Source organism: Robiginitalea sediminis (assembly GCF_002198115.1).
Classification (GTDB): Bacteria; Bacteroidota; Bacteroidia; order Flavobacteriales; family Flavobacteriaceae; genus Robiginitalea; species Robiginitalea sediminis.
This window is the reverse complement of record NZ_NGNR01000005.1, coordinates 1-16,739: the sequence shown is the minus strand read 5'-3', so window position 1 is coordinate 16,739 and position 16,739 is coordinate 1. Positions and strand designations below refer to the sequence as shown.

Here is a 16,739-nt window from a genome sequence, read left to right as displayed (position 1 = left end):
CGTTTCAGGGCATTTGTCCGCCCCGTTTGCGGTATTCCCGAAGCAGCCTGCGGCGGAAATCGTGTTCGGCCCGGAACAATTTCAGGGTTTTGGAGGCGGAGAGTGTGGAAGCCAGCTTGCGGTAGAAGCGGTTATCCAGGTCTTCCTGTTCGCGTTCCAGTTGCAGGTAGCGGTCCAGAATGGCCTGAGCCTCGGCTTCGCTGAAGGCGTTATCGGAAGCTATCCGGTTGCGGATTTCCTCCCGTTCTCGGTTGCGAAGTACTTCCTTTTCTTTTTCATATTCGTTGTACAGGGGCCAGAATACCTTGGCCTCGGCCGGGCTGAGTTCCAGTCGTTCAGTAAAGAAAGCCACCTGCAGGGCTTTGATTTTTTCACGGCTTTCCGCGTCCTGGGCCGTAACGATGGGGCTACCGGCCAGGAGCAGGGTTATCAGGGCCAGGATCCAGCCCCGGCTAGTCTTCGTTCCAATAATATGCATCATCGTCTTCCATGTTTTGATCCAGGTAATCGAGGATATGCTCTTCACCCGGAACCGATTCGAGCAGCGTTCCCACGGCAATGTGCTCCAGGGGCAGGCTTTCGGCAAGTTCATAGGCGCTAAGGTCGTCGTACCCGCTTTCCAGGTACTGTTCAATTTCCATGCCGGCCAGGTCTTCAAAGCTCGGGGCCTCTGTCTGTTGCGCCGGCCAGAAGACCAGGGTGAGGGCTATGGCAGCAGCAGCTGCGGCAACCCAGGAGGTATAGGACCACAGGGACCGGACCTTGCCTTTCGGGGCAGAAAGGCGGCGGGAAAGGCGGTCCGGGAAGGCCTCAAAGTAGCCTTCGGGTACGGCAAAACCTTCCTTTTCCGGAAGGACGAGCCCCGGGCCTTCCTGAAGGCGTTTCTCCAGGCGGTTCGCAAACCCGTCGAAGTAACCTTCCGGCAGGGTAAATCCGCTATGTTCCTTTTTTGCTTTCATCCCAGTCTTAGACTATCGCTAATCTAAAAGGTTTAATATCCAATATTTTATACGCAGATCAGGCATTTACGGTTTTCAGGTAGTGCTCTATTTTTTTCACAGCATGGTGGTAGGAGGCTTTCAGGGCGCCTACCGATGTTTCCAGGACTTCGGACATCTGTTCGTACTTCATCTCCTCGAAATATTTAAGGTTAAAAACCAACCGCTGTTTTTCCGGGAGCTCGGCCAGGGCCCGCTGAAGCGCCCGCTGGGCGGAGTCCCCATCAAAATAGGGGTCTGCTTCGAGGCGGGAAACCATATAGTCCTGCATGGCCTCGCTGTCTACCGCCTGCATCTTGGCATTTTTACGCAAAAAACTAAGGGCTTCGTTGGTGGCAATCCGGTACATCCAGGAATACAGCTGGCTGTCCCCCTTGAATTGCCCGATGTGCTTAAAAACCTTGATAAAGGTGTTCTGAAGTACGTCGTCCGCATCGTCGTGCACCAATACGATTCGCCGGATATGCCAATACAGCCGCTCCTGGTACTGCACCACCAGTTTGCGGAAGGCAGCATCCCGCGTGGCGGGGTCCTGCAGCTGCGCGATCAGTACGACTTCGCTAGACATATCCATCGAGGGTTTAGACCCGGGGCGCCTCAAAAGGTTTAACCGGGTTTCGACAACCGGTCCGTTTACCCGGCCAGTTGCTGCATTTCCACCAGTTTGCGGTAGGCCCCTTTGTGGGCCAGCAACTCCGCATGTGTACCGGATTCCACTATCTCTCCTTTCTGCATCACGACGATCAGGTCGGCATTCTGGATGGTACTCAGACGGTGGGCGATGACCAGGGAGGTGCGCCCCTGCATCATGTTTTCAAGGGCCTGTTGCACCAGGCGCTCGCTTTCGGTATCCAGGGCGGAGGTGGCTTCGTCCAGGATCATGATAGGCGGGTTTTTCAACACAGCCCGGGCAATACTGAGGCGTTGTTTCTGTCCCCCGCTGAGCTTGTTTCCCCCATCGCCGATAACCGTGTCGTATCCCTGGGGGAGTTCGCTGATGAATTCGTGGGCGTTTGCCACCCGGGCTGCACCTTCTACCGCTTCGGCAGTGGCCCCCGGGTTGCCCAGAAGGATGTTGTTGCGCACGGTATCGTTAAACAAAATGGAGTCCTGGGTAACCAGCCCAAGCAACTGGCGCAACGAAGCCTTGGTGACCTGTCGGATGTCCTGTCCGTCTATGGAGATCCGCCCTTCGGTAACATCGTAGAAACGCGTTACCAGGCTGGCTATGGTGCTTTTTCCGCTGCCGGATTGGCCCACCAGGGCCACGGTTTTCCCCTTGGGGATGGTCAGGCTGAAGTTTTTCAGTACGGGTTCCTCCTCATAACGGAAGCCCACGGACTCCAGGCGGAGTTCCTTGTCGAACCCACCCAGTTCCCGCCCGTCTTCCGGATCCAGGATGGGGTTGGGCGTTTCCAGGATCTCCAGGACCCTGTCTGCTGCTGCATTACCCTTCTTTACCCCGTAGGAGGCCTTGCTTATGGCCTTGGCAGGGGTCAGGATATTATAGGCCAGCCCCATATAGGCAATGAAGGAGGAGGCATCCAGGCTGCCTTCCACCAGTACCATCCGCCCCCCGAACCACAACAGCACGCCAATGACCAGGATCCCCAGGAATTCCCCAACCGGGGAAGCCAGGTTCTGACGGTTGAGCAGGCTGTTGGAGAACCGGAAAAACCGGGTGGTGGACGCTTTAAAATGCCGGGTAAAGGTCCCCTCGGCATTAAAGGCTTTAATGACTTTAAGCCCGCCCAGGGTTTCCTCCACAATGGAAAGCAGGGCCCCCTGTTCGCGCTGTACCCGGTCCGATTTCTTTTTCAGGGATTTTCCGATGCGGGAGATCAGGAACCCCGCCACCGGGATGAAAATAAAGACGAAAAGGGTGAGTTTTACGCTTATTACGAACATGGCCAGGATGGTGAACAGGATCGTAAGGGGCTCCCGTACGATCAGTTCCAGGATGGAAAGGAAGGAGTGCTGTATTTCCAGCACATCCGACGATATCCGGGCAATGACGTCCCCTTTGCGCTTTTCCGTGTAAAAGGACACAGGCAGGGCCACAATTTTCTCGTACAGGGCGTTGCGCAGGTCCTTCAGCACCCCGTTGCGCAGGAAGGTGATAAAGTACATGGCCAGGTAGTTGAAGATATTCTTCAGCAGGAACAGCACCAGGACCAGGCCGATGACCCACGAGAGGGCCAGCATTTTATCGTCTGCGGCCACTTCCCCCATCTTAAAATACAGGGAGTCTTTCACATAGGATTCCAGTTGCCCTATTCCGGAATATACCGGGGGTTGGGTAATGGGCTCGGTTTGTTGGAAGAGTACCTCCAGCATTGGGATCAGCGCCACAAATGAGAGGGCACTGAACAGCGCATAGAGGATGTTGAACAGGATATTGAGGGCACCAAACCGGCGGTAGGGGCCAGCAAAACGCAGGATTTTGCGGAAGTACTTCATCAATCCAGGTTAAGTTGGCCCAGGATGCGGTCTATTTTAGCCTCCAGCCGCGCCTTTTCAGCCTCATATCCGGCCGGCGAGGCCAGAGGAGCATTCACGCTCACATAGAACTTGATCTTGGGTTCCGTACCGCTGGGCCTCGCTGCCAGTCGCGTACCATCCTCGGTGGTGTAGATCAGCACATTGCTCTTGGGCAGGTCTATGGGCGTACGATTGCCGGTGCGGGTATCCAGAGACACTGAATCCCCGTAGTCGTCTATCCGGATAATGGGGGAGCCATCCAGGGCTTTTACCGGGTTCTCTTTGAAATCGGTCATCATCCGGCCGATTTCCGCAGCCCCGTCCATCCCTTTCTTGGTCAGGGATACCAGGCGCTCCCGGTAACAGCCGAAGTCTGCGTAACACTGAAGAAGTTCCTTGTAGAAACTGCTGCCGGCCGCCTTGGCCGAGGCAGCGATTTCGCAGGCGAGCAGGGTAGAGGTCACGGCGTCCTTGTCCCGGACAAAATCGCCCACCATAAAACCGAAACTTTCTTCCCCTCCCCCAAGGAAGTGTTGGTTGGGGAAATCCACGATCATCTTCGCAATCCATTTAAAACCGGTAAGGGAGGTTTTGCACTCCACCCCGTAGGCGGCAGCCATGGCCGGCATCATGGGGGTGGAAACGATGGTGGAAGCCACGAATTCGTTTCCTGCAAACCCTTGGGCCTTCTGGCGGTCCAGCAGGTATCGGGTCATCAGGACCATCGTTTGGTTCCCGTTGAGCAATTCCAGCTTTCCGTCCTCGTTGCGTACCGCGATCCCCAGCCGGTCGCTGTCCGGATCGGTCCCTACTACCATGTCGGCTCCAATAGCCTCCCCTTTGGCCAGGGCGAGAGCCAGGGCTTCCGGCTCTTCAGGATTCGGAGATTTTACAGTGGGGAAGGCACCATCCGGCGCTGCCTGCTCCTCAATAACCGTTACATTGGCATACCCCGCCCGCCGGAGCACTTCCGGGATGGCCGTAATGGAGGTACCGTGGAGGGAGGTAAATACAATGGAAAAATTATCCCTGCCCTGAGCCCCGATGCTCCCGTTGGCCACACTGGCCGCTATAAAGGCCTCGTCAACCTCCTGATCTATGAGGGTAATAAGTTCCGGGTTCGGGCTGAAGCGGATATCCGGGTAATCTAACCGGTTGATCTCATCTATGATGGCCCCGTCGTGGGGCGGTACAATCTGCCCGCCATCGGTCCAGTATACCTTATAGCCGTTGTATTCAGGCGGGTTGTGGGAGGCGGTGAGGACCACCCCCGCGTGACACCCCAGGTGGCGCACGGCGAAGGAAAGTTCCGGGGTGGTGCGGAGTTCCGAAAACAGGTACACCCGGATGCCGTTGGCGGAAAAAACCTCTGCCACGGTACTGGCCAGAGACTGGCTGTTGTGGCGGCAATCGTAGGCGATAACCACCTTAAGCCCGTCTTCCCCATAGGTCTTTTTCAGGTACTGGCTTAGCCCCTGGGTGCTTTTCCCCAGGGTATATTTATTGATCCGGTTGGTCCCGGTGCCCATTATACCGCGCATCCCGCCGGTCCCGAATTCCAGGTTCTTGTAAAACCGGTCTTTCAGTTCGTCCGGGTTGTGGTCTATCAGGTCCTGAATTTCCCGTTTCACGGCAGGGTCGAAAAAGTCGCTGAGCCAGGTTCTGGCGGTAGCCAGGATAGCAGAATCGGAAGGCATGGGCAGTGCGTTTTGTGCAAAAGTACGTTTCCTGCCCGAAATAGCATTCCGGGATATCCAAAAATGAGGTAGAAGGTCGATGCCTGAAGGGCCTTCCCGTTATTTTGAGTATCTTTCGAAGCTATGGAAAAAAAGGCTTCCCGTCTTCCGGCGCTATTCCTTTTGGGCTTTTTGCTGCTCCCCTTTTACGGGGTCCTGGGGCAGAAGGAAGCAGCCATCTGGTATTTCGGGAACAATGCCGGCCTGGATTTCCGCTCGGGCTCCCCCGTCCCGCTTCTGGATGGGCAGCTCAATACCATCGAGGGCTGCGAGAGCTTTTCAGACGGGCAGGGTAACCTGCTGTTTTATACCGACGGAAAAACCGTTTGGAACCGGCGGCATGTCCCCATGCCCAACGGGGAGGAGCTGCGCAGCAGTTTCTCCACCAGCCAGGCGGCGCTGGTGGTCCCACAGCCCGGCGCTCCCAGCCGCTATTATGTATTCACCCCGGACGATGCCCTGGTTTACCGACTGAATGCAGGTGCGGGGAGTACCAACGGCTTTAACTATTCGATCATAGATATGCAGGCCGCCGGCGGCCTTGGGGATGTCGTGGTTAAAAACCAGGACCTGCTGGAAAGCGCCTCGGAAAACGTGACCGGGATCCGGAATTTCCAGGGGGATTTCTATTGGGTCCTGACGCATTACCAGGACCGGTTCTACGCCTACCGGGTAGACGCAGGCGGATTGGACCCCCAGCCGGTAGTCTCCAGGCTGGGCCCGGATATAGACGATCCGGAGAATTTCCGGGGAACCCTTAAAATTGCGCCAGACGGGAGCCGGGTGGCCATTTCCCACACCGTCCTGGAACCGGGGTACCAAGGGGTCCTGATGCTCTATGACTTCGACATGGCCACAGGCCGCCTATCCAACCCCATCCCTATGCCGGCCACCCACCTGTATTACGGGGTGGAATTTTCGCCGGATTCCTCCAAGCTCTACGCCAGTAGCATTGAAATCCTCCCTGGCGAGAACCCCGGGGAAAAGGTCCTGGGGCAGCCGGAAATCCTCCAATTCGACCTGGATGCCCCTTCTCCTGCGGCTTCCGTATTTACAGTTCACCGCTTTGAGCGCACCCTGCCCGGTTGGGTTTCAGGTGCCTTGCAACTGGGGATAGACAAGAAGATATACCATTCCATTCCCGGGGGGGCGCTTTCGGTGATCCGGTCCCCCGACAAGGCGGGCATCAATTGCGATTTCAGGGCTTTTCAGGTACTCCTGGGGGGGAGGGATGCCTCCTATGGCCTGCCGCCCTACATCCAGTCTTTTTTTGAGACCATTGTGGAAATCGAACAATTCTGCGAGGGTGCTCCCACCCAGTTCCGAATCCCGGAACCGGTAGGGATCCGTTCGGTAACCTGGGATTTTGGAGACCCGGCCAGCGGGGGCAGCAACACCTCAACCCTGCTGAACCCGGAACACCAGTTCTCGACCTACGGGGTGTTTGAGGTTCGGTTGGTAGTGGAGTATGAAACCGGGGCCACCCGCGACTTTGTGGAGTTTGTGGAGATCGCCCAGCGCCCGGACCTGGTTTCGGAAGTAACCCTGGTGCAATGCGATATAGACGGGCAGGACGACGGGTTGGCCACTTATAACCTCCGGGAGGCCATCGAGCTCTTCCGCAATGGCAATCCGGACATAAGCGCTTTTTTCTTTGAGACCCGGGCCGACGCCGAGGCCAACCAGAACCATTTGGAGCCAGAGGGGTTCCGCAATACGGTTCCCGGGCAGGTGGTGTATGCCCGTGCCTTCGAAAACCCGGATTGCTCTGCCATCATTGAAGTCCGCCTGGAAACCCGGTGGCAGGAAACCTATGGGGAAGCCATCCGGGTACCTGTGTGCCTGGACAAGGCCCCCACCCTGGCCGTGGAGTTCGATCCCGTACAGCTTTACGCCTATCTGGAGGCGATGTTCCCCCTTGCCGAAGTGGGGGTCTATGCCTCCGAGGAGGACGCCCTGATGGACCTCAGACGCCTGGCGCCGGGGCCGTATTTCCTGGGCCCGCTCGATGCGCCGAGGTTCTGGTTCCGAACGGAACTGCAGGGGGGGTGCGAGCAGCTCGGGATCCTGGACCTGGATTTTATCCTGCCCCCGGAGGCAGACCTGGAAGGCGAAGCGCAGCTTTGTAACGGGGCTGCCTTGCTTACGGCGGCAGAAGGTTTTGATGCCTACCTGTGGGATGACGGCTCTGACACCCCTCAGCGCCTAGCAAACGCCCCGGGGACCTACACCGTACAGCTTTTTCGCGGCCCGTGTGCCTGGACCCAGGTGTTTACCGTCTCCGAGCCCGACCGGTTCCAGGTAGACCAGGTCGCTATCTCGGATTTCCAACCCAGAAACCGCGTGGAGGTAGACGCCCGGCCAGGCCCAGACCCCCTGAGGTATTCCCTGGACGATGGGGTCACCTTTCAGGATTCCCCCCGCTTCGACGGGGTTTTGCCGGGGGTGTACGACCTGTTGGTTACCGACGGCTGCCAGGAGTACCGACAGGAACTTGTGGTCGGGGGGGTACCTGCTTTTTTCAGTCCCAACGGGGATGGATACAACGATGTGTGGCAACTCTACGATCCGCAGGCCTACGCCGGGTACAGGCTGGAAGTTTTCGATCGATATGGCAACCTGGTGACTGTCTTAGGCGCCGACCGGCCCGGATGGGATGGGAGCAAGGCGGGGCGCGACCTTCCGTCCTCAGATTACTGGTACCGCCTACAACTCCCTGAAGGCAGGGTTATTCAGGGGCATTTTGCCCTGATCCGCTGAGGTTTACCTGTTCCCAGATCGTGTACCGGTTTCCCCCTTTGCGGCTGCGCAGGATCATCTCCCCGAGGAAGCCCGCCAGGAAGAACTGAATCCCCATAATCATTGCGGCCAGGGCAATAAAGAACTGGGGCCGTTCGGTGAGCAGGCGGCCCGTGGGGTTGATAAAGAGTTTGTCTATACCCAGGTAGAGGGAAAAGCCAAACCCAATGATGAACATCAGTACGCCAAGGGCCCCGAACAGGTGCATGGGGCGCTTGCCGAATTTCGAGACAAACCAGATGGTGATCAGGTCCAGCAGGCCGTTGATAAAGCGCTCGGCCCCGAATTTCGTCTTCCCGTATTTCCGGGCCTGGTGTTGGACCACTTGTTCGCCAATATAGCGGAAGCCGGCATTTTTGACCAGTACCGGGATATAGCGGTGCATTTCCCCGGATACCTCGATTTGTTCGATTACCTCCCTGCGGAAGGCCTTGAGGCCGCAATTGAAATCGTGGAGTTTAACGCCGGAGGTCTTGCGGGCAGCCCAATTGAAAAGCTTGGAGGGGAGGTTTTTCATCAGGACCGAATCGTACCGCTTTTTCTTCCACCCGGAGACCATCTGGAAGCCATCCTCCTCAATTTTCCGGACCATTTCCGGGATTTCCTCCGGGTTGTCCTGCAGGTCGGCATCCATGGTAACCACAATTTGCCCGCTAACCGCACGGAAGCCGGCATGAAGGGCCTGGGATTTCCCGAAATTCTTCAGAAAGCGGATGCCCCGTACCTGGGGGTTGGCGGCGCCCAGGGCCTGGATTATCTCCCAGCTCCCATCGGTACTGCCGTCGTCAATAAAGAGGATTTCATAAACAAAACGATTGGATTGCATCACAGACACAATCCAATCGTGGAGTTCTTTCAGGGATTCCTCTTCGTTCAGTAAGGGGATGACAATGGACAGGTGCATACCAGTACTTGGAGTTCCGCCCAAATGTACAATTTCTGAAACAATCAGGCCGCCTCCGACTTGCGGAAGATCAGCCCCCCGACCAATCCGATGACCAGCCCGATAAGGACATTGACGATGAGGATCATGGGGTAGGAAATCCACCAGAATTTAAGCCCCATCTCCTTGCCTTGCTGGATTTGTTCCGAGGTGAGGTTTTGTTGCTCGGCGGCTTCGGCCATCCTCAGGTCCATGACCTTGGAGGCAAATTCCGGATCCAGGACATTGGAGAGGAAAATCAGATAAACAATGGCGATAATACCGGAAATCAGCGCCACCCCGGCGCCTATTTTAAGACCTTGCCCTATGGACAGCAGGCCGTTATTGGCTTTTTTAAAGGCTGAGATGCCCCAGAAGGTGACTCCTACAGCCAGGACCAGTCCGATAACATTGTTGAGGGAGCTCTGGGCGGTATGCGCATCCGCAAAGAAGAGCATGAGCTGGAAGGCCACACTGAGGCCCCCGAGGATGAGTCCGTAGTTTAAGGCGTACTTTCCGGTTTTGGGTTGGTTTGAATCCATTTCTGTTTGTTTTAAAGTTCAGTCGGTTATGGGTTGCACATGTGCCCCATTTGTTACAGGGAAGTTAAAAAAAATACCAGAGAATTTTAAGGGTTGCTTTCCGTGGATTTAAAAATAATTTATTTAAATTTGCAGCCTGAAAAATCTCAGGAATTCAAACGCAGCATACGATGAAAAAAGATATTCATCCCGATAATTACAGGCTGGTAGCCTTCAAGGACATGTCCAACGACGATGTCTTTATCACCAAGTCTACAGCAGAGACCAAGGAAACCCTTGAAGTGGACGGGGTAGAATATCCGTTGGTTAAGCTGGAAATTTCGCGTACTTCCCACCCGTTTTATACCGGGAAAGCCAAACTCGTGGATACCGCTGGTCGTATCGACAAGTTTAAGAGCAAGTACAAGAAATTCGAAAAGAAATAAGAAGGGAACATTCTCCCTCAAGGAAAGCAGCGCTGCAGGCGCTGCTTTTTTTTTGCCTTTTCGACCACGGAGCCAGAAAGGCGTTTAAGCGCAATCCCGGCTGCCTGCCTTTTTTTACCTTTGCATCAAAAACCGGCCATGCACTACATCCTCTTTGACGGAGACCGTCGGACAGCCTTGTTGCCTTTTACCTTTACCCGCCCGGTAGCGGCCATCCGGATGGGGATCCTGACCCTTGCAGAGAAATGGGAACACGAGCTGAATACCCCGGTCAGTTATATGACGGAAGCGTATCTGAGTGGTAAATTCCCCATGGATGCCGGGGCCGACAACCTGATGCTTTGCGGTTCCGTGTTCCCGGAACCGGGCCTTGTGGAAGCCACCCATGCCCTGCAACCCGGGGAGGCCCTCTGGGGCGGGGAGGTGCTGTTGGCCTACCGGAACCCGGAGCCCATTTCCCCCCTGGAGGCGGAGGAACTCCCCAGGAAGGCCTATACCCAGGGGTTTACCCAGTTGCGCAACACCTGGGAGATTTTTTCTGAGAACGCACGGGAACTCGAGGCCGATTTTCAGCGTCTGACCCGCGGTCGGACCTCCCAGCCCATCCCCGAATCCAACCGGGTGATCCGGGAAGACCGTATTTTCCTGGAACCGGGGGCCCGGGTGGAATTCAGTATCCTGAACGCTACAGAAGGCCCCATTTACCTGGGGCGGGATTCTGAGGTCATGGAGGGGAATATGATCCGGGGCGGCTTTGCCCTGTGTGAGAAGGCCGTGGTAAAAATGGGGGCCAAGATATACGGACCCACCACGGTAGGCCCATACGGTAAAGTTTGCGGGGAGGTGAGCAATTCCGTCATTTTCGGGTATTCCAGCAAAGGGCACGATGGGTACCTGGGGAATTCGGTATTGGGGGAGTGGTGCAACATCGGGGCAGATTCCAATAACTCCAACCTGAAAAACAACTACGCCAAGGTCAAACTCTGGAATTACGCCTCCGGAAGGTTCGAGGACACCGGACTTCAATTTTGCGGCCTGATGATGGGAGACCACAGTAAAACGGCCATCAACACCATGTTCAATACAGGAACCGTAATCGGGGTCAATTGCAACATTTACACCCCGGGCTTTCCCAGGAATTTTGTGCCGAGTTTCAGCTGGGGCGGGGCCAAGGGTTTTACCACCTACCAGCCGGTTCGTGCCTTCGAGGCGGCCAAGGTTATGATGGCGCGGCGAGAGGTGTCTTTCACCGAGGAGGATGCGAAAATCCTCCAGCAGGTCTTTGAGGATACCGCCCGCTGGCGCAACTACTGAGCCCCATTTTGAGCCTTTCCGGAATTCCGTACCTTTGCGGCCCCTGTAATCCAGAATACAAATGTCCAAAACGGTAGCCTTCCATACCCTGGGGTGCAAACTGAACTTTGCCGAGACCTCGACCATTGCCCGCAGCCTGGCCGATGTGGGTTTTGCGCGGGTGGAATTCCCGGAGGCAGCGGATTTGTACGTAATCAATACCTGTTCGGTTACCGACAACGCAGACAAGCGCTGCCGGCATGCCGTACGGCAGGCCCGCCGGGCCAACCCGGAAGGGTTTATCGCTATAGTGGGCTGTTATGCCCAATTGCAGCCCGAGGAAATTGCGGCCATCCATGGGGTGGACCTGGTCCTGGGGGCCTCCGAAAAATTTAATCTTCCGGATTACCTGGGCGACCTTTCCAAAAAGCCTGCCGGGCAGGTACATTCCTGCGAGATCGAACAGGCCGATTTCTACGTGGGCAGCTATGCCATCGGGGACCGGACCCGGGCCTTTTTAAAGGTACAGGATGGCTGCGACTACAAATGCACCTATTGTACCATCCCCCTGGCCCGCGGAATCTCCCGAAGCGCCACCCTCCGGCAAGTCCTGGATCAGGCCCGAGAGATTGCGGCACAGGGCATACGGGAAATTGTTCTGACCGGGGTCAACATCGGGGATTACGGCAAAGGGGAATTCGGGAATAAGAAACACGAGCATACTTTCCTGGAACTCGTACGGGAACTGGACCAGGTGCCCGGCATTGAACGGGTGCGGATATCCTCCATAGAACCCAACCTCCTGCAGAACGAAACCATCGATTTTGTGGCGGGCAGCAAGCATTTTGTGCCCCATTTCCACATCCCCCTCCAAAGCGGGAGCAACGAGATCCTCAAGCGGATGCGCCGGCGCTACCTGCGGGAACTCTATGCGGAACGGGTAGACCGCATCAGACGCACCATGCCGGATGCCTGTATAGGGGTGGATGTCATTGTGGGCTTCCCCGGGGAAACCGAAGCCCTGTTCCGGGAAACCTACGATTTTTTACACGGGCTGGATATCTCCTACCTCCATGTCTTCACCTATTCGGAGCGCCCGGATACCCCGGCAGCGGAAATGGATGGGGTTGTGGCTATGGAACAGCGGCGTCGCCGCAGTCAGATGCTCCGCAGCCTTTCGGAAAAGAAACGCCGGCAGTTCTACCAGGACCAACTCGGGACCGAGCGGACGGTCCTGTTGGAAGCCGAGAACCGAAAAGGCTATATACAGGGCTACACAGAGAATTATGTCAAGGTTAAGGCCCCGTGGAACCCCGCCCTGGCCGGGACCGTTCACCGGATTCGCCTGGACCGTATCGACCCGGACGGGATGGTGCGCTTTTCCTTTTCTTCGGCCGACGTAACGGCATAAAAAATCCCGGCACTAAGGCCGGGATAGTTTTTTGCATTGCAGCGCTCAGATTCGGATACCCACCGGGAGCATTTCTTTGTATTGCCTGTTTTTGCGCAGGAATCCGGCAATTTGAGGACTGGTGGGAACCACCCGAAGGTTTTGTTCCTGAATCAAGTGGAGGACGCCCTTGATAAACTCTTCTTTGAACCCTTCCTTTGTGATTTCAGCGGGGATGACCAGTTTGGTCAGAAATACTTTGCGCTCCTGGGAGGAGTATTCGATCTTGGCCAGATGCCCGTCTACGCGCGTCTCGAATTGCCGCAGAAAACTGTTGTCCTTAATTGCCAGTTGGTTCATATAGTTTGATTTAAATTTGGTATCAGACAAAAAAATTACGTTCCGGGTGTGGACGTAATTTGCAGGGGTTTTCGCTGAGGGGTTACACAATTCCCAATTCGAATTCCGCCAGCTTTCAAAATTAGTAAAAAAAATGCTAAAATCCTAAGGTTTAGCGCGTTTTGAATAACCCGATGCCGGATAGAATTCCTGTTTACCTGATGCCGGGCATGGCCGCAAGCCCAGACATCTTCGAACACCTTTCCCTCCCCCCGGATCAGTTTGAGGTGGTGCGCCTCGAATGGTTTCTCCCGGAGCCCGGAATGTCCCTCGAATCGTATGCCCGGAAAATGGCCCAAAAGGTAACCCACAAAGCCCCGGTGCTGGTCGGGGTTTCCTTCGGGGGGTATCTGGTCCAGGAGATGGCCGAAATGGTTGGGGCCCGGAAGGTCATCATCATTTCCAGTATCAAGCATAAGGGCGAAATGCCCAGGCGGCTGTTGGTGGCCCGGCATACCCGTCTCCATAAGTTGCTGCCCACCAGCCTGGTGACCAATGTGGAAGTCCTGGCGCGTTACGCGTTCGGCGATACGGTTATCAAAAGGCTGGAACTCTATGAGCGCTACCTCTCCATCAGGGACAAGCGTTATCTGGACTGGGCCCTGGATACCATCGTGCACTGGGAAAGGAGCCAGCCGGTACCCGGCCTGGTCCATATTCATGGCGACGCAGACGCGGTCTTCCCCATTGGTCATATCGGACCCTGTATCCGGGTGGCCGGTGGCACCCATACCATGATCATCCACCGCTTCCGCTGGTTTAATGAGCACCTGCCTGCAATTATTTTGCAGGATCGGGGTTCTATTTAATACCTTTGAGGTTAAACCGTTAAACCCTATCCCAATGCGATTCCTGAAGAATGCCCTGATGCTGATCGGGGTTTTGAGTGTCCTGAGTACCCTGGTCTTTGCCGTACAGCTGCAAATGGACCCGGAGCCTGAATCGGAAGCGCCCCTGGCCCAGGCCCCGGACTCCTCCAACCTGAGGGTCAATCCGTCCTACCGGATCTCGGCCATCGATATCCCACAAGACCTGAATTTCGCAGGGGAGACGGTCCCCCAGGAAGACCCCGAGGTCATGGAACGCATAGACCGGGAATTCCTGGTAAATACCTACTGGCAATCTAATGCCCTGCTCCTGATGAAGCGGGCGCACAAGTACTTTCCCGTAATAGAACCCATCCTGGCCAAGAACGGGGTCCCGGACGATTTCAAATACCTGGCTGTGGCCGAAAGCGGGCTGCAGAACGTGGTTTCACCCGCCGGAGCTACAGGGTTCTGGCAGATCATGAAAGCCACGGGAAGGGAATACGGACTGGAGGTGAACGACAATGTGGACGAGCGCTACCATTTGGAGAAGGCCACCGAGGTGGCCTGCCGTTACCTGAAGAAATACAAAGAGAAGTACGGTAGCTGGACCCTGGCTGCCGCGGCCTACAATACGGGAACCGGCTCAATAGACCGGTATATGGGGATTCAGAAGGCCGGCGGCTATTACGAATTGCTGCTGGGGGAGGAGACCGGGCGATACGTGTTCCGAATCCTTGCCATAAAGGAAATCCTCTCGGACCCGGCCAAGTACGGTTTTTTGCTGGAACAGGAAGACTATTATACCGAAGTCCCCACCTTCCAGGTGGAAGTGGACACCCCGGTGGCGGATTTCGCTGCCTTTGCCCGGCAATACGAGATCAACTACAAGCTCCTGAAGCGACACAATCCCTGGCTCCGGGAGCCCCACCTGAACAACGCTTCGGGTAAAAAGTACCAGATTGCCATCCCGCATAAAGGATATTACAAGGTAGGGCCCTGACCCCGTAACCGAAGATGGCGGCCATGGAGACATTGCTGAATCCGTTTTCACTTACCGTTGGGCTCTCGGGGCTCATCTTCCTTATTTCCGGATACGTGCTTAAACGCAGACCGCCCAGGGAAATAAACTGGTTTTACGGGTACCGCACCTCGGCTTCCATGCGGAGCCAGGAACGCTGGGATTTTGCCCAGCGGGAGAGTGCCGTTGCCGGGATGCAGGTTGGCGGTGCCATGGTTATACTGTCTCTGCCTGCCATGTGGTTCTGGCCCCCTTCCTTCCTGCAGTTGTATCTGGGTATTCTGGTCCTGGTCCTCGGGGTGGTTTACCTGTTCTGGAAAGTTCAGACCGGGCTTCGCAAGCGCTTTGGCCCTTAAATTGTCATACGCATTATGGAAATAAACCCGCAGACCCGCACCCTTGTCCTCCCGGACAGCCTCAAGACACAATACACCGTCCTGATTTTTGTATTGGCCGTGACCCTCTCCAATGCCGTTATATTCACCCTCCTTAGGAAGGATGACCTCCCGGAACTCGTACCCCTTCGGGTTACAGCACAAAGGATACAATTCTGCGGTATCTTCCAGCGGTAATTCCGTGGCACAGCGGTGGAAGTTTGGTGGGAAAGAATATGATGAAAGCCTCGATCTGGATACCTATGACTTTGGAGCGAGAAACTATGATCCATCTTTGGCCAGATGGAGTGTGATAGATGCTCTAGCTGATCATGACAACCAAATAAATAAATCACCATACGCATACTCATGGAACAACCCCGTTTTTTATACTGATCCCGATGGGAATTGTCCCGATTGTCCTTGGTATCTCAACGATACACCTAGCGGGAAGGGGAAGGTTTTAACATTGGGATTGCACAATATAGAGCTCCCTACTTTCGAAAGAAATGAGGGCAAGGGTAATTTTCTAGGAAACGTTGTCAAGTCTGCTTGGAACAGTTTAGCAGGTACCTGGAACTCAGGCATGGAAGGTGCTAATATGGGGGACTTAACGAGCGAAGGACTTGGTCAAACCGCTGAAATGGCTGATAGAGTAATTGAGGGTGAAGCGACACAAGAAGATTTTGAAAATATTGCCGCCGCTGGAATATTGACGGTCGTTAAAGGAAAAACTGGTTCTGGAAAAGGAAAAATATCCGAAGCCGGTGTTACAGGTCATACAAAACACGGTCTAAACCAATCAATAAATAGAAATGGAGGCCGAGGGGTTAGTGCAGCAGCCAAGGCGGATGCCATTGTCAATCCGAAATCTAAGACATCGCAAAGCGGTGGTAGAACTCGTTATAAAGGTCAGAATGCCACGGTAATTGTGAACTCCGATGGTAAAATCATAACCACCTACGGTAAGTCACGTTCTAGCACCAGTATGCCTCAAGGTAGGCCTCAGGGCGGTGGAAAAGCCCAGAGGAGAAATATAAAGGCAACAGGTGCAAGCTATAATCCGAATCAAATTGAATAATTGTATGAAGTTCACACTGAGTAAAAAAGACTTTGAATTAATTCTGCAGGTTATGGAAGCATTGCCTGATGGCTTGAACTATATTGATAATAATGATCTTCAAATTACTCTCGAAGCTGATAAGGAAACTCTAGATTCTCTTTTGGATGAACTCTCAAATATTTTAGCAGAAAAAGGCTTTGATGAAGATGAAAATGTTAATCCAACAGGATTAAGAATAGAGAGGATTATAGATTCGGTTTCTAAGGAATTCTACAATTAGAATCAGCAATTTCATTGGTATTAACCACAGCGAAGGTTGTGGTTATTCTTAAGGCAAAATTTAAGCACTGGGATGGTTCTGAAGGCTTCCCTGTTTTTGAAGACTTACCCCTTTTGAAGGCTTCCCTGTTTTTCGGACAGTTTAAAAATCAACTATTTTTAGATCATGAAGAAGAGCAGATTCACAGAAACGCAGATTGTTTCCATGCTT

General features: G+C 54.7%; 18 protein-coding genes. 10 read left to right on the top strand and 8 right to left on the bottom strand.

Annotated features, from left to right (window positions below):
* Window positions 1–4: 4 nt before the first annotated feature.
* The 5 genes from CA832_RS14280 to CA832_RS14260 all read right to left on the bottom strand — a co-directional run bounded on the left by CA832_RS14280 (window position 5) and on the right by CA832_RS14260 (window position 5,176).
* Entirely contained in the window at window positions 5–481 is a 477-nt protein-coding gene (locus CA832_RS14280; RefSeq protein WP_143542403.1) for a hypothetical protein, read from the bottom strand.
* Window positions 453–959 (bottom strand): hypothetical protein, encoded by a 507-nt coding sequence (locus tag CA832_RS14275; RefSeq protein WP_088342323.1) that lies wholly within the window; start codon window positions 957–959, stop codon window positions 453–455. The genes CA832_RS14280 and CA832_RS14275 overlap by 29 nt, the downstream gene beginning before the upstream one ends.
* A gap of 58 nt (window positions 960–1,017) precedes the next feature.
* Entirely contained in the window at window positions 1,018–1,566 is a 549-nt protein-coding gene (locus tag CA832_RS14270) for an RNA polymerase sigma factor (RefSeq protein WP_088342368.1), read from the bottom strand.
* A 65-nt stretch (window positions 1,567–1,631) separates the two neighbouring features.
* Window positions 1,632–3,458, bottom strand: a complete 1,827-nt coding sequence (locus tag CA832_RS14265; RefSeq protein WP_088342322.1) for an ABC transporter ATP-binding protein — start codon at window positions 3,456–3,458, stop codon at window positions 1,632–1,634.
* Window positions 3,458–5,176 (bottom strand): phospho-sugar mutase, encoded by a 1,719-nt coding sequence (locus CA832_RS14260; protein WP_088342321.1) that lies wholly within the window; start codon window positions 5,174–5,176, stop codon window positions 3,458–3,460. Before CA832_RS14260 ends, CA832_RS14265 begins: the two co-directional genes overlap by 1 nt.
* A gap of 123 nt (window positions 5,177–5,299) precedes the next feature.
* On the opposite strand from CA832_RS14260, the gene CA832_RS14255 reads away from it, so the two are divergent.
* Window positions 5,300–7,975: a T9SS type B sorting domain-containing protein gene (locus CA832_RS14255; protein WP_088342320.1), complete on the top strand. Its 2,676-nt coding sequence runs from the start codon at window positions 5,300–5,302 to the stop codon at window positions 7,973–7,975.
* Here the strand turns inward: CA832_RS14255 and CA832_RS14250 are convergent.
* Together CA832_RS14250 and CA832_RS14245 are read right to left on the bottom strand one after the other, a co-directional pair.
* Window positions 7,944–8,918, bottom strand: a complete 975-nt coding sequence (locus CA832_RS14250) for a glycosyltransferase family 2 protein (protein ID WP_088342319.1) — start codon at window positions 8,916–8,918, stop codon at window positions 7,944–7,946. The genes CA832_RS14255 and CA832_RS14250 overlap by 32 nt on opposite strands.
* A gap of 44 nt (window positions 8,919–8,962) precedes the next feature.
* Window positions 8,963–9,478 (bottom strand): DUF4199 domain-containing protein, encoded by a 516-nt coding sequence (locus CA832_RS14245; RefSeq protein WP_088342318.1) that lies wholly within the window; start codon window positions 9,476–9,478, stop codon window positions 8,963–8,965.
* Window positions 9,479–9,648: 170 nt separating this feature from the next.
* Here CA832_RS14245 and CA832_RS14240 point away from each other — a divergent pair, with 170 nt between their 5' ends.
* From CA832_RS14240 to mtaB, 3 genes are all read left to right on the top strand, one after another.
* The gene (locus CA832_RS14240; protein ID WP_088342317.1) at window positions 9,649–9,903 is read left to right on the top strand and encodes a type B 50S ribosomal protein L31; all 255 of its coding nucleotides are present in this window, start codon (window positions 9,649–9,651) and stop codon (window positions 9,901–9,903) included.
* 138 nt (window positions 9,904–10,041) lie between these two features.
* Window positions 10,042–11,217, top strand: coding sequence for a GlmU family protein (locus tag CA832_RS14235; RefSeq protein ID WP_088342316.1), 1,176 nt, complete (start codon window positions 10,042–10,044; stop codon window positions 11,215–11,217).
* Between the two features lie 61 nt (window positions 11,218–11,278).
* Window positions 11,279–12,607: a tRNA (N(6)-L-threonylcarbamoyladenosine(37)-C(2))-methylthiotransferase MtaB gene (gene mtaB, locus CA832_RS14230; RefSeq protein WP_088342315.1), complete on the top strand. Its 1,329-nt coding sequence runs from the start codon at window positions 11,279–11,281 to the stop codon at window positions 12,605–12,607.
* Between the two features lie 45 nt (window positions 12,608–12,652).
* Here the strand turns inward: mtaB and CA832_RS14225 are convergent, their stop codons facing one another.
* The gene (locus CA832_RS14225; RefSeq protein WP_088342314.1) at window positions 12,653–12,946 is read right to left on the bottom strand and encodes a GNAT family N-acetyltransferase; all 294 of its coding nucleotides are present in this window, start codon (window positions 12,944–12,946) and stop codon (window positions 12,653–12,655) included.
* 173 nt (window positions 12,947–13,119) lie between these two features.
* On the opposite strand from CA832_RS14225, the gene CA832_RS14220 reads away from it, so the two are divergent.
* From CA832_RS14220 to CA832_RS14200, 6 genes are read left to right on the top strand one after another with little or no spacing between them, the layout of a single operon-like run.
* Window positions 13,120–13,794: an alpha/beta fold hydrolase gene (locus CA832_RS14220; RefSeq protein WP_088342313.1), complete on the top strand. Its 675-nt coding sequence runs from the start codon at window positions 13,120–13,122 to the stop codon at window positions 13,792–13,794.
* Between the two features lie 34 nt (window positions 13,795–13,828).
* Window positions 13,829–14,794, top strand: coding sequence for a lytic transglycosylase domain-containing protein (locus CA832_RS14215; protein ID WP_088342312.1), 966 nt, complete (start codon window positions 13,829–13,831; stop codon window positions 14,792–14,794).
* Between the two features lie 23 nt (window positions 14,795–14,817).
* Window positions 14,818–15,168: an SdpI family protein gene (locus CA832_RS14210; RefSeq protein WP_158211944.1), complete on the top strand. Its 351-nt coding sequence runs from the start codon at window positions 14,818–14,820 to the stop codon at window positions 15,166–15,168.
* Window positions 15,169–15,183: 15 nt separating this feature from the next.
* Entirely contained in the window at window positions 15,184–15,384 is a 201-nt protein-coding gene (locus CA832_RS15060; protein ID WP_158211943.1) for a hypothetical protein, read from the top strand.
* Between the two features lie 4 nt (window positions 15,385–15,388).
* Window positions 15,389–16,267: an RHS repeat-associated core domain-containing protein gene (locus tag CA832_RS14205; protein WP_158211942.1), complete on the top strand. Its 879-nt coding sequence runs from the start codon at window positions 15,389–15,391 to the stop codon at window positions 16,265–16,267.
* A gap of 4 nt (window positions 16,268–16,271) precedes the next feature.
* The gene (locus tag CA832_RS14200; protein ID WP_088342309.1) at window positions 16,272–16,529 is read left to right on the top strand and encodes a hypothetical protein; all 258 of its coding nucleotides are present in this window, start codon (window positions 16,272–16,274) and stop codon (window positions 16,527–16,529) included.
* Window positions 16,530–16,739: the final 210 nt, after the last annotated feature.